Here is an 11999-nt window from a genome sequence, read left to right as displayed (position 1 = left end):
CTCCTTTTATTTGTTATTTATACCCTAACTCGCTCATTTCTTGAGAGATTAATTTTTACCCCCCTGCCCCCTAAAGGGCAATGTCATTAAGTTAAGGAAAATTCATATAGCATCCCTTTGATTTTTAGTAACTTTAGGTCTTATCCGACCTCTGTATTTACCCACATGTCTTATGTTTACTCGATTATTACGTACAGGGATAGTATTTTTAAGGAACAAATTCTTCAGTTCCCTGAATATATTGTCCAAGGGTGCTTTTAGATAAAGTAGTTCCATTATCCTGTTTTTTAAGAATCCATAGGATAGATTGGTATTTACTTTATAATCGTACTTTCTGTCTTTGTTTTGCTCACGCAATTCTCCTTTGATATCGTTTACTATAACCGACTGAAGGTTACTAATAAAGATGGCGCAGAAAAAATCCTGCTGGATACTGAGCTGTGAATAACCGGTAAACCACTCTATCTTAAGCTTATTCTTTAATTCGTCATAAAATGTTTCGACGCCCCATCTTAGGAAATACAATTCCTTGAACATCTTAGAAGGATATTTTTCACTATCCATCAAGGTCGTCATTAATACCTCAATTTCTCCACTAGGCAGTTCAATTCTCAACAGACGAACCTTCAAACCAGTATTTTTATTATAATCCTTGCCTTCAGTTGATTGCTTCTCTTTAGGGTATATCTCTGTGATTATCGATTTCTTTCCGCCCCTAACAAAGGTAGCTACAACTAGGGAGTAACTAACTTTTACCCGTATCAAGCAATCAATATGCTGTTTTATATGTTCATTTACAAAATCATAGGACGGATAACCCCGGTCATAGATAATGAGGTCGTTCTTTTTCCATTGAGTAGCATGTCTTAGAGCCAATTCCCGTTCCCTATACTCAGGTTCTCCAGAACCGCATCTAGAGTTACGCCGTTCAGCACATCGTACAAAACCGATGATCTTGCCTGTACTATCTCTACCTCTGACTAGTTCTTTGTTACGCCATAACATGCTTTCAGTTCCAAGGTCATGGGTAGGGTGATCCTAGAGCCATCTACAGCAAGTATCCTAAAACCGTTTGAAAGTATCAATGATTCATTATCAGCGGTGTAATAGTTTTCTATAATGACTGACGAAAGATGCTTAAAAACAGTAGGCTTTATTTTTTTTCTGTTCTGTACAAATGCACTTGAGGTGAAAGAAGGGGTGTTTTGTGAAGTAAAACGCTCGTTTAAATAACGTACAAACCCATCTATTTCAATCGCAAGGCTTGTTCGTAATAAATTGATCATGAAAAGCAAAGTGGCACTGAAGGGTTGTTTTCTGTTTCTAGTAAAATTCTGTTCTTCCATCTTGAAACGCTGCGCAAGATCACCACTAAATATAACTTCCCTCAATTTTTCTATAATTAAAAAAGAGGTTTTTTTTGCATTTTAAATATCTGATTATGAATTAAATATACAAAATTACATTCATAAAAACAATATAATTAATTGATAATCAGATAATTAAATCCTTAACTTAATGACATTGACCTAAAGGGCAATGAACGTGATTTTGTCAGTGTGTGGTCGTGTTTATTTTGGCTCTGTTTCAGAATTATACAATTTATTCCTATTTCAACAAGATTTATAGCCTAGAAAGCTGATCTTGGAAAGTCTGGAAATACTCATCTGTTTTTAATCCCCTAGTCTCAACTATCGGACAAGTTTGAGTCATGTAAGTAATTAGAACCTTAGTTATCGGTTAGTTGTCGGTTAGTTGTCGTTTAGTTATCGTTTAGTTATAATATAGGTATATAATTTAAAACTGTGTATTTGTTAAAAAGGTTGATAAATGAAATGAACTTTGTTAATAAGCTGGATGGAAATGGATACCGGCCGAGTTGTGGGTTTGTGAATGGGCTGTGGTTAAGGCTGTGCGCTGATATGCGAGTTGAGGTGTTGTATGAATGTATAATAGGATTATGGTACTAACTGTAAGCTTATTTTAGATAGGACACACTTCATAAAAGGGTATGAAGACTTCTTTTAATTTGTTAATCTGCATTATCGCTTCGTTTAAAACAGCCAGACTGTGAGGTGTGTTTAAAGCACAAGACTAAGTAGAGTGGAGGAGATTCCTAGTTATTTAGCTTAACCTCTTCAGCTTTAATAGGTTTATCAAAGTCGACGTCCGTATTTTTTAAAAACTTTATGTTAGTAATTTTAGCTTCCCCAATTTCGTTAGAAATTCCTGAAATTTTGTTCCAGTTGTGGAAAGTCCATTTTCTTGGAAAGGATACTCCATCGTGTTTAAGATAATCACTATATACGATTGCGTGTGCATTTTTTTCTGCTTCGGCTAAGCTTTTACCTCCAAAAGTAACAATGTAACCCATCCCTTTAATTAAGTTAGCATCATCTTTATACACTATATAGTAATCTCCAGACGCATCACCTGTACCTTTATCAAAAGTTAATTCAGCAGCGTATAACTGTTGATTTGCGATGTATGTTTGTTTTCCTAAATCTTTCCAATTTGTGCCATTATCAGATAATTTAAATGTAGCCATAAAGAAATACTGCCAAGTAAAAACATCAAAACGAGCCCTTACAGTATTATTCTCAGCTGGAGTTATCCAAACTTTGTCCCCGTCAAAAACAATTACAGTTCCATCCTCTTTAATCAATTTTATTTTATTGGAATTTGTTGAAGATATCATCTTTCCTTTCAAACTAGATTTTCCACCAAAAACCAAATCTATATCAAAAGAAACCAAATCATGCTTATGGAAATTTTTAGCATTATGAGCCTTTTCAATTTCTTTAACAAAGTTAACTTCAGTTTGCGCTTGAGTAACTAAACAAAAACCTACAAAAATAAAAACCAGAATTTTTCTCATCCTCAAAAGTAAAAATTCAATAAGCGTACTATTTCATTAGAAGGTCATTAAAAGTGAAGGACTAAGATAAATGAGGTTAAATAAGATTTATAATCAATAGGTTCCTAAACGTTTAGGACACTATTTCCAAAGAATAAATAATGAAATTAACTTAATTGATGTAGATTCTGTAAAGAAGAACACCCAAGATGATGGAAATTTTGAAAGGAAAGAATCAACAATAGAAAGTACTAGTGTATTTTAGAAGCTACTAATAGACAAATAATAGGTAGGAGCGAAATGATGAAAGTGAATAGATTAGAAATAATGGCATAAAATCTGGTAGAGTAAATACAACAGATGCAGAAATTATTGATGGAATGGCACAGTATGAAAAAGCTTCAACCCTGATCTGGCGTAATAATAATTAACCTTAAAAAAATAATTTATGAAATGGTTGGGTAGAAGGTCTAGTAGTAATATTGAAGACCGTAGAGGTTTATCGGGCGGTAAAATTGCTGCAGGAGGAGGAATAATTGGGGTGATTTTTTTACTTGCTCAAATGTTTTTAGGTGGAGATAGTGCGCAAGTTTTAAATCAAATTCAAAACCAAGTATTACAAGGTAGTAATAGTGGTGGCACAGAAAGAGAGCTAACAGCATCTGAAAAAAAACAGGGCGAATTTGTATCTGTTGTTTTTGCAGATACAGAGGATATTTGGGGTAAAATATTTGCCGAACAAGGATCTAATTACCAACAACCAAAAATGGTTTTATTTACAGATGGGGTTCAAACGGAATGCGGAGGTGCGTCTTCTGCAGTTGGACCATTTTATTGCCCAGCAGACCAAAACGTTTATATAGATTTAACTTTTATGGATGAGCTTAAAACAAGATTTGGAGCAAAGGGCGGTGATTTTGCGACAGCTTATGTAATTGCGCATGAAGTAGGACATCATATACAAACTTTATTAGGTACTTCTAATAAAGTTAGACAAATGCAGGAAGGTATGAGCGAAAAAGAAGCTAATCGGTTATCTATTGCGCAAGAATTACAAGCAGAATTTTATGCAGGAATTTTTGCACATTATAATAAACAATACTTAGAAGAAGGTGATATTGAAGAAGCCATGAGAGCCGCACAAGCAGTTGGAGATGATGCTATACAACAAAAAACACAAGGTAAAATTGTACCAGATGCTTTTACGCATGGAACATCTAAACAAAGAATGTACTGGTTTATGAAAGGCTATAATTCTGGAAATATTAAAGACGGTGACACTTTCTCAGAAATAATGTAAAATTTAACTTAAAATTAAAAAAGGCTATTTGTTTTAAAACAAATAGCCCTCATTATCTAAAAATATGTTTATACTAATTGTTTGGCAAAACAGCCAAAACAGTAACTCCTCCTTTTACAACTTGGTTTAAATTAACATTGATTTTTGTGCCCACCGGTAAAAAAACATCAACTCTAGAGCCAAATTTTATAAACCCAAACTGTTCTGCTTGCTCAACTTTATCACCCTCTTTTAAGTACCAAACAATTCTGCGGGCCAATGCACCAGCAATTTGACGGTATAAAATTTCTGTTCCTTTTCCGTTATCAACTACTGTAGTTGTTCTTTCGTTTTCAGTTGATGATTTTGGATCCCATGCCACTAAGTATTTACCAGGGTGGTATTTAAAAAACTTAACTACCCCGCTCATTGGATTTCTATTTACGTGAACATTTACTGGCGACATAAAAACAGAAAGCTGTACTCTCTTATCTTTAAAATATTCTCCTTCTTCAGTTTCTTCAATTACCACTACTTTACCATCTGCAGGGCAAATAATTTGACGTTCGTTAATTGTTAAGGTTCTTGTAGGGCTTCTGAAAAATTGTACAATAGTGATAAACAGAAATAAAGATACCGCATACCAAAACCATACAAACCAAGTAACATCGGGAATATAGTATTTTATGATTACGTTGGTAATGGCTATAAATAAAACGCAAAGTGCTAATGAAGTATATCCCTCTTTATGAAAAGTCATGTTTTTTGAAAATTTATGCGAAATTACTAATAAGTTATCAAATAGAGGTAAACGAATATTACAGGAGCTGAAAGCAACAAGCCATCAAACCTATCTAATACACCGCCATGTCCGGGCAGCATTTTACCAGAATCCTTAATATCTATACTTCGTTTAAACATAGATTCTACCAAATCGCCTAAGGTACCAAAACAAGAAATAATTAATGCCATCGCTAGCCAATGATAATAGGGATACTCTGTGAAATAAATCGAAATAATGTATCCAGCAAGGAGACAGGTTAAAATACCACCAATAAAACCTTCCCAAGATTTTTTTGGAGAATGACGCTCAAACAAACGGGTTTTACCAAATTTAACTCCAAATAAATAAGCTCCTGTATCATTACACCAAAGCATAATAAAAAAAGCTAAAGCTAAATGATAATTAAAAGTGCCTGATATAAATGAAAAACTTACAAAGAAAATAAATGGAACAACGGCATAAATTAAACCTAAAAAAGTGTAAGCTATGTTGCTAAAAGGCAGTTTAGATTTTTTATAAAGCTCTCTAATAAATATCCCAAAAAATAGTGGGATGTTTATTAAGAGCCATTTACTTTCAAATTCGATAAAAAACCGCCCGACTATAGATGCAAAAATGATTAGTGCTGCTGCATAACCAATTGTACGGTGCGGCCTTAAACCTGTTGTTTTAATTAACGTAAAAAATTCTATAAGACATAATAAACTTAAGAACATATAAAAGCCTATAAAAACATACGGCCCGCTTAACATTGATGCTAGCATTACCAAAACAAATATGAAACCTGTTATTGCTCTAGTTTTCATTACAAATCGTTTTGAGAAATAATTTCTGATGCTTTTTGAGTATTTTCTTCTTGTATATGTACTTCAACTTCTCCAAACTTGTAAGATGTGTCTTGCTTATTCATTATTACCGCTTCAATCTGGTGGTCTATTAATACTTGCTTTACAATTTCGGCTCGGTAAAAATCGCCAGAGGCGTAAATTTTAACCCAATTTTTATCCATTTAAAGTTTGTTTTTGTTGTGCTTGTTTAAAAAAGTAGTAAAACAAAGTTAAGCTAATAATTGCACTTACTAAATAACTGTAATTATTGAATGTTGCGTTTTGATCTAAATTATCTAAGCTTTTACCTTGTTTCTGTAAAATAAATGCCATTATAACTGCGGTTCCATTATTTAAGAAATGCCCTAAAATAGGTAAGTACATACTTTTACCGCATAATAAAAGGTATCCAAATAAAGCACCTAAAAGCATTCGAGGAAAAAAACCAAAGAATTGTAAATGTATGGCACTAAAAATAATTGCTGTTACCCAAATAGCAATATGATGGTTTTTAAGCCATTGTCCGAAAATATTTTGTAAGCCTCCTCTAAAGAAAAGCTCCTCTCCAATGGCAGGTATAATAGCAACCATTACCAAATTAATGGCTAAATCGCTATAAGTTTTCATGATTAAAAGCTTTTTGGTAAGCTCGCCAGCTTCTAATTCTTTTGCTTTCATCCAAACTTCTAAATCTTTTAAAAATGCGGGCAAACTCATTTTTTGGTTCATCAACGCAACCCATTCAAACAGTGGGCTAGCACTCATCATCAATAAAAAAGCAATCAGTAATAAACTGATATTGAGTTTTTTGTCAAAATAATAGTATTGCTTAGGCTTAACTTCATTAATATAAGCAAATGCAATTGGCGCTGCAACAAACATTCCTAAAGAACTGCTTATTTGGAAAATTCTCAGCAGATTCAAATCCATATTCATTGGATTGTCTGAGAGTGAGGCTAAACTAGCATGATCTGAATTTAAAATCAGCCAGCCTCCAATACCGATAATTGTGAATATTAAAGCTCCCGTAATGGCAGAAACTATTAGAAACATGATTTGAAAGAATGGATGGTAAGCTGTTGACTTTTGCATGTCAATCATAATAAATACTTTTTGGTAAATTTGCGGTAAAATAACAATTAGATTTGTGAATGTCTGTTAAAATAGGAAATATTGACTTAGGGAATTTCCCTTTATTGCTTGCGCCGATGGAAGATGTGAGTGATCCGCCGTTTCGTTATGTATGTAAGCAAAGCGGGGTAGATATGATGTATACCGAATTTATATCTTCGGAGGGCCTGATTAGAGATGCGGCGAAAAGCCGTCAGAAATTGGATATTTTTGAATACGAGAGACCTATTGGTATTCAAATTTTTGGTTCGGAGATTGACCACATGCGTCAAGCAACAGAGATTTCCTCACAAGCAAATCCAGATTTGATTGATATTAATTACGGTTGTCCAGTAAAAAATGTGGCTTGCAGAGGCGCTGGGGCTAGTTTATTACAGGATATTGATAAAATGGTAAAAATGACTGCTGCCGTAGTGAACGCCACCCATTTGCCGGTAACCGTAAAAACGCGTTTAGGTTGGGATGATAACACTAAAAATGTTTACGAAGTTGCCGAACGACTGCAAGATGTTGGTATAAAAGCTTTAACCATACATGGACGTACAAGAGCACAAATGTATAAAGGCAGTGCAGATTGGTCTTTAATTAGAGAGATAAAAAGAAACCCACGCATAAAAATCCCGATTTTTGGTAATGGTGATATTGAATCGCCAGGGAAAGCGGCAAATTGGCGTTTGGAGTATGAGGTAGATGGGATTATGATTGGCAGAGCCGCAATTGGTTATCCTTGGATTTTTAGGGAAATAAAACACTTTTTTGAAACTGGCGAGCATTTAGCCGGACCAACTTTGCAAGAACGTATTGACACCTGTAAAACCCACTTGCACAAATCTTTAGAGTGGAAAGGCCCTAAAACCGGCATTTTTGAAATGCGTAGACATTATGCCAATTATTTTAAAGGCATCTCTAATTTTAAAGAGTACCGCATGCAATTGGTTTCTTTAGATACTTTAGAACAAATTGAAGATGTTTTAAATGATATCTCTAATAAATTTGACCCGGAATTGGTTTAAAATTTGCTATTTAAATATTATTCTGATAAATTGAAAAAAATAAATTAAACATGGTAGCCCAAATTACAGAAGGAGTTAAGGTTTCTGTTGAAACCACCTACCAGCCAGAATATTCCAATCCGGCTAATGAGCATTTTATGTTCGCTTATAAAATTCAGATAGAAAATTTGAGTGAATACAGCGTACAATTATTGCGCAGGCATTGGGTAATTTTTGATTCTAATGGAACCAAAAGAGAGGTTGAAGGCGAAGGCGTGGTGGGCTTACAACCCATTATTGAACCAGGGCAAAACTATGAATATGTATCGGGCTGTAACCTGAAAACAGACATGGGCGCAATGCAAGGCACTTACCAAATGAAACGTTTGGTAGATGAAGAGCTTTTTGATGCGCTTATTCCGGAATTTAATTTAATTGCTCCTTTTAAGTTGAATTAAGGGGATTTTTCTTTTGTTAAAGCATTTCTGGATTGTATATATTTTTTGCGAGTTAGAAAATAGCAGGTCCAGACTACTAAAACTAATTTTAAACTTTTAATCAATCACATTGGATACAAAAAATCAATCTAAATAGAAATAAAACTGTAAATTGTATCGTGGAAGAAAAAGGCTATATAGAAGTTAAAATTGATGGTTTAGTTGGCGGTAAGCCGCTGAAACCAATCGATATCGACATTGCTGAGATAAGAGAAATTATTAGCGATGTGGAATCTTTTTTGTATCCAACCAGAGGAGAAAAAGCAGAACGTCCTCATATTTCATACAAGCTAGAAGAAGGTTCGGCAAGAAATTTATTTTACTTACCAATTTCAGCTGTTTTGCTGTTTAATGGTTTGACAGGGGAAATTAGAAACAGAGGAAATATAGAATTTTTAGATAATAAGAGGGCAGAAATTATTGATAAATTTCAACGTAAAGCAAAAGAAAAGAATCTTGAAATTTCGTTTTACAGTTCATCGAATGATGAAATAATATTGAAAATTAGTCAAGAAACCAAGTTCTTTAAAATTGCAGCTACTTTTATTGAGACTGAACTTGTTTTATATGGTAAGGTGAATGAAGAGGGAGGTAATAATCCAAACTTTCACTTACTAACTAAAGAATACGGTAAACTAGTTATAAGTGCAACCGAACAACAGCTTCTATAAGGAGAAAAGCGTTTGTTTAAAACTTATGGAGTTAGGGTAAGAGCGAAACAAAATCTTGCTGATGGAAAACCTTTTGATTTAAAATTGATTGATTATATTACCTACAACCCAAACTATAGTGAGCATAAATTGGATTTACTAATTGAAAGAGCATCGAAAATGTGGAATCAAATCCCTAATGTAGATTCCTGGTTAAGCGAAATAAGAGGAGGAGTAAATGGATAGTATTCTCCTTGACACTTCTTTTTGTATTCGATTGCTAAAGAGCAATGTCCATTACATCAAAATGCAAAAGACTATTTTAAATACTTTTTAGAAAAAAAAATAGAAATCTATTTATCAAGTATTGTAATTGCTGAATACTCAGTTAAAGACGATGTTAACAATTTACCTCTTGAATTTGTTAAAATTATTCCGTTTGATTTTTTTGACGGTAAAACAGCCGGTGAGTTCCATTCAATTTTAATAAATAATAAGGAACAAGTCGCCAAGATAGAACGCAACGTAATTAAAGACGATTGCAAACTGATAGCTCAGATATTTAATAGAAAAATTGGGGCATACATAACAAAGGATAAAAAATCATTTGGACAAATATTTATTCCAATACAAAACACCAAAGGTTTCAATATTAAATTGCTCGATTTAGAGATTGCATTAAAGGGTTACAAAGGAGAGTTATTTTAATAATTAACCTAAATGAACTACCTCCTCCTCCTTACCCCATTTTTCATCCTTATATACTTCTTATTTAAAAGAAAAGCCCAAAACAAGAAGAAGGCTCTGATGAACCAATTCTTGATTTAAAAGCCATTCTTGAAGAAAATGTAGATTTTTATCAAAACTTAAATGATGAGAAAAAAGGATTATTTGAGCATTTAGTTATTCAGTTTTTGAGTGAAACCCGTGTTGAAGGTGTGGGTTTATTGATTAACGATTTAGATAAAGTTTTAATAGCTTCGAGTGCGGTAATCCCGGTTTTTGGTTTTCCGGGTTGGCATTATAAAAACCTAAGCAATGTACTGCTGTATCCAAATACTTTTAACCAAGAGTTTCAGTTTGAAGGTGGCGAACGCCAAATATTAGGGATGGTAGGTACAGGTTATATGAATGGGCAAATGTTACTTTCTAAAGAAGCTTTGTACCGTGGCTTTTCCGAAAACAATGGCAAAGAAAATACAGCCATTCACGAATTTGTGCATCTGCTAGACAAAACTGATGGCGCTGTTGATGGCTTTCCTGAAATATTAATGCATCATAAATATAGTGAACCTAGGTTAAAAATGATTCATCAAGAAATGAACTTGATTAAAAGAGGTAAATCTGATATTGATCCTTATGCCTTAACTAACGAAGCGGAATTTTTAGCTGTAGCAGCAGAATATTTTTTTGAAAAGCCAGAGCAATTAAAAGATAAACGCCCAGAATTATATGATTTATTGAGTAAAATATTTTTGCAGGATTTAGCAAAATAAAAGATTTTAAATAAACGCTTGAACGAGTTTCAAAAGAGAAAAGCAGCTATAAAATGCATTGTTTATTTTCTTAAGTTTGCATCTTTAAAATTAATTTTAACAAAGCTTTTATAGCTTAACAATATTTAAAACAAAACATAAAAATTAAGATATGATTATAGAGCCAAGAATGAGGGGATTTATATGCCTAACTTCACATACCAAAGGTTGTGAGCAAAGCGTGTTAAATCAAATTGACTTTGTTAAATCTAAAGGTGAAATTGATGGTCCAAAAAAAGTATTGGTAATTGGTGCTTCAACTGGTTTTGGTTTGGCTTCTCGTATTACAAGTGCATTTGGCTCAAACGCAGCAACTATTGGTGTTTTTTTTGAGAAAGCTCCTCAAGCAGGTAAAACAGCATCACCAGGTTGGTATAATAGTGCGGCTTTTCAGCAAGAAGCAAAAAAAGCTGGTTTATATGCAAAAAGCATTAACGGAGATGCTTTTTCTGATGAAATTAAAGCAAAAACTATTGCATTAATTAAAGAAGATTTAGGGCAAATAGATTTAGTGATTTACAGTTTAGCATCGCCAGTAAGGGTACATCCTAAAACTGGTGTTACGCACCGTTCTGTACTTAAACCTATTGGCCAAACTTATACCAACAAAACAGTTGATTTTCATACCGGTGTAGTTTCAGAAATTTCTATTGCGCCTTGTACTGATGAAGATATAGACAATACCGTTGCTGTAATGGGTGGCGAAGATTGGCAAATGTGGATGGACGAGCTTTTAAAAGCTGGTGCTATTGCTGATGGTGCAAAAACGGTTGCTTATTCTTATATAGGCCCATCACTTACAGAAGCAGTTTACAGAAAAGGAACCATTGGTAAGGCAAAAGATCATTTAGAAGCAACTGCTTTTAAAATTACCGAAAGCTTAAAAAGTGTAAATGGCGAAGCATATGTTTCTGTAAACAAAGCTTTGGTTACACAGGCAAGTTCTGCAATTCCGGTGATTCCATTATATATTTCTCTGCTTTATAAAGTGATGAAAGAAAAAGGAATACATGAAGGATGTATTGAGCAAATTCAACGTTTATTTGCAGAACGTTTATATACTAGTGGCGAAATAGCAACTGATGAAGCAGGTAGAATTAGAATTGATGATTGGGAAATGCGTGAGGATGTGCAAAATGCCGTTGCAGAATTATGGTCAAAAGCAAGTACAGAAACTCTTCCTGAATTAGGAGATTTAGCGGGTTATAAATCTGACTTCTTAAACTTATTTGGTTTTGGCTTTGATGGTATTGATTATTTAGCTGATGTAAACGAGCAAACAGAAATTGAAGGTTTACAATAGTCTTTAATAATATTTTAAGCTGAATAAATAATAATGTCTAAATAAAAAATCCCGGAAGAAGTGAAATTCTTCCGGGATTCATAACTGTCCGAACAAATAATATACAAAAAAGGCCTGTATAATTCTAATTTTGAGTTGCGAAAC

Annotated in this window: 15 protein-coding genes; 8 read left to right on the top strand and 7 right to left on the bottom strand. The window is 33.7% G+C overall.

What is annotated here, in order from left to right; all coding sequences use genetic code 11:
- Positions 1-102: 102 nt before the first annotated feature.
- From ACFSSE_RS04235 to ACFSSE_RS04225, 3 genes are all read right to left on the bottom strand, one after another.
- Complete coding sequence (locus ACFSSE_RS04235; protein ID WP_379041312.1) at positions 103-1005, bottom strand: transposase; 903 nt, start codon at positions 1003-1005, stop codon at positions 103-105.
- Positions 981-1391, bottom strand: a complete 411-nt coding sequence (locus tag ACFSSE_RS04230) for a hypothetical protein (RefSeq protein ID WP_379100734.1) — start codon at positions 1389-1391, stop codon at positions 981-983. Before ACFSSE_RS04230 ends, ACFSSE_RS04235 begins: the two co-directional genes overlap by 25 nt.
- Before the next feature lie 725 nt (positions 1392-2116).
- Positions 2117-2878: a hypothetical protein gene (locus ACFSSE_RS04225; RefSeq protein ID WP_379044853.1), complete on the bottom strand. Its 762-nt coding sequence runs from the start codon at positions 2876-2878 to the stop codon at positions 2117-2119.
- Positions 2879-3305: 427 nt separating this feature from the next.
- Here ACFSSE_RS04225 and ypfJ point away from each other — a divergent pair, with 427 nt between their 5' ends.
- Complete coding sequence (ypfJ, locus tag ACFSSE_RS04220; RefSeq protein WP_379044850.1) at positions 3306-4157, top strand: KPN_02809 family neutral zinc metallopeptidase; 852 nt, start codon at positions 3306-3308, stop codon at positions 4155-4157.
- Between the two features lie 73 nt (positions 4158-4230).
- On the opposite strand, the gene ACFSSE_RS04215 is transcribed toward ypfJ, so the two are convergent.
- The 4 genes from ACFSSE_RS04215 to ACFSSE_RS04200 are packed head-to-tail and all read right to left on the bottom strand — an operon-like array spanning position 4231 to position 6839.
- Positions 4231-4896: a phosphatidylserine decarboxylase family protein gene (locus ACFSSE_RS04215; protein WP_379044847.1), complete on the bottom strand. Its 666-nt coding sequence runs from the start codon at positions 4894-4896 to the stop codon at positions 4231-4233.
- Positions 4897-4922: 26 nt separating this feature from the next.
- The gene (locus ACFSSE_RS04210; protein WP_379044844.1) at positions 4923-5726 is read right to left on the bottom strand and encodes a phosphatidate cytidylyltransferase; all 804 of its coding nucleotides are present in this window, start codon (positions 5724-5726) and stop codon (positions 4923-4925) included.
- Positions 5726-5929, bottom strand: a complete 204-nt coding sequence (locus tag ACFSSE_RS04205; RefSeq protein WP_379044836.1) for a putative signal transducing protein — start codon at positions 5927-5929, stop codon at positions 5726-5728. The genes ACFSSE_RS04210 and ACFSSE_RS04205 overlap by 1 nt, the downstream gene beginning before the upstream one ends.
- Positions 5922-6839, bottom strand: coding sequence for a CPBP family intramembrane glutamic endopeptidase (locus tag ACFSSE_RS04200; protein WP_379044833.1), 918 nt, complete (start codon positions 6837-6839; stop codon positions 5922-5924). Before ACFSSE_RS04200 ends, ACFSSE_RS04205 begins: the two co-directional genes overlap by 8 nt.
- 59 nt (positions 6840-6898) lie before the next feature.
- On the opposite strand from ACFSSE_RS04200, the gene dusB reads away from it, so the two are divergent.
- The 7 genes from dusB (at position 6899) to fabV (ending at position 11855) form a co-directional block, all read left to right on the top strand.
- A complete protein-coding gene (gene dusB / locus ACFSSE_RS04195; protein ID WP_379044830.1) occupies positions 6899-7891 on the top strand; it encodes a tRNA dihydrouridine synthase DusB in 993 nt (330 codons plus the stop codon).
- Positions 7892-7941: 50 nt separating this feature from the next.
- Positions 7942-8328 (top strand): Co2+/Mg2+ efflux protein ApaG, encoded by a 387-nt coding sequence (gene apaG, locus ACFSSE_RS04190; RefSeq protein WP_379044827.1) that lies wholly within the window; start codon positions 7942-7944, stop codon positions 8326-8328.
- A 158-nt stretch (positions 8329-8486) separates the two neighbouring features.
- The gene (locus tag ACFSSE_RS04185; RefSeq protein ID WP_379044824.1) at positions 8487-9038 is read left to right on the top strand and encodes a hypothetical protein; all 552 of its coding nucleotides are present in this window, start codon (positions 8487-8489) and stop codon (positions 9036-9038) included.
- 12 nt (positions 9039-9050) lie between these two features.
- The gene (locus ACFSSE_RS04180) at positions 9051-9263 is read left to right on the top strand and encodes a hypothetical protein (protein WP_379044821.1); all 213 of its coding nucleotides are present in this window, start codon (positions 9051-9053) and stop codon (positions 9261-9263) included.
- Positions 9264-9284: 21 nt separating this feature from the next.
- Positions 9285-9725 carry a hypothetical protein gene (locus ACFSSE_RS04175; protein ID WP_379044818.1) on the top strand — a complete coding sequence of 147 codons (441 nt, stop codon included), beginning with the start codon at positions 9285-9287 and terminating at the stop codon, positions 9723-9725.
- A gap of 107 nt (positions 9726-9832) precedes the next feature.
- Complete coding sequence (locus ACFSSE_RS04170) at positions 9833-10513, top strand: M90 family metallopeptidase (protein WP_379044856.1); 681 nt, start codon at positions 9833-9835, stop codon at positions 10511-10513.
- Positions 10514-10664: 151 nt separating this feature from the next.
- Positions 10665-11855: an enoyl-ACP reductase FabV gene (gene fabV, locus ACFSSE_RS04165; RefSeq protein ID WP_379044815.1), complete on the top strand. Its 1191-nt coding sequence runs from the start codon at positions 10665-10667 to the stop codon at positions 11853-11855.
- Positions 11856-11999 lie beyond the last annotated feature (144 nt).

Origin of the sequence: Pedobacter alpinus, assembly GCF_042684645.1 — a bacterium.
GTDB classification, from domain to species: Bacteria; Bacteroidota; Bacteroidia; order Sphingobacteriales; family Sphingobacteriaceae; genus Pseudopedobacter; species Pseudopedobacter alpinus.
The sequence above is the reverse complement of the archived record's forward strand: the minus strand, read 5'-3'. Positions and strand labels throughout refer to the sequence as shown.

Excerpts from the sequence above, each read along its gene's own strand:
- ACFSSE_RS04225 (WP_379044853.1), bottom strand. The coding sequence starts at position 2,878 with ATGAGAAAAATTCTGGTTTTTATTTTTGTAGGTTTTTGTTTAGTTACT.
- ACFSSE_RS04215 (WP_379044847.1), bottom strand. The coding sequence starts at position 4,896 with ATGACTTTTCATAAAGAGGGATATACTTCATTAGCACTTTGCGTTTTA.
- ACFSSE_RS04210 (WP_379044844.1), bottom strand. The coding sequence starts at position 5,726 with ATGAAAACTAGAGCAATAACAGGTTTCATATTTGTTTTGGTAATGCTA.
- ACFSSE_RS04205 (WP_379044836.1), bottom strand. The coding sequence starts at position 5,929 with ATGGATAAAAATTGGGTTAAAATTTACGCCTCTGGCGATTTTTACCGA.
- ACFSSE_RS04235 (WP_379041312.1), bottom strand. The coding sequence starts at position 1,005 with ATGTTATGGCGTAACAAAGAACTAGTCAGAGGTAGAGATAGTACAGGC.
- dusB (WP_379044830.1), top strand. The coding sequence starts at position 6,899 with ATGTCTGTTAAAATAGGAAATATTGACTTAGGGAATTTCCCTTTATTG.
- ACFSSE_RS04200 (WP_379044833.1), bottom strand. The coding sequence starts at position 6,839 with ATGCAAAAGTCAACAGCTTACCATCCATTCTTTCAAATCATGTTTCTA.
- ypfJ (WP_379044850.1), top strand. The coding sequence starts at position 3,306 with ATGAAATGGTTGGGTAGAAGGTCTAGTAGTAATATTGAAGACCGTAGA.
- apaG (WP_379044827.1), top strand. The coding sequence starts at position 7,942 with ATGGTAGCCCAAATTACAGAAGGAGTTAAGGTTTCTGTTGAAACCACC.
- fabV (WP_379044815.1), top strand. The coding sequence starts at position 10,665 with ATGATTATAGAGCCAAGAATGAGGGGATTTATATGCCTAACTTCACAT.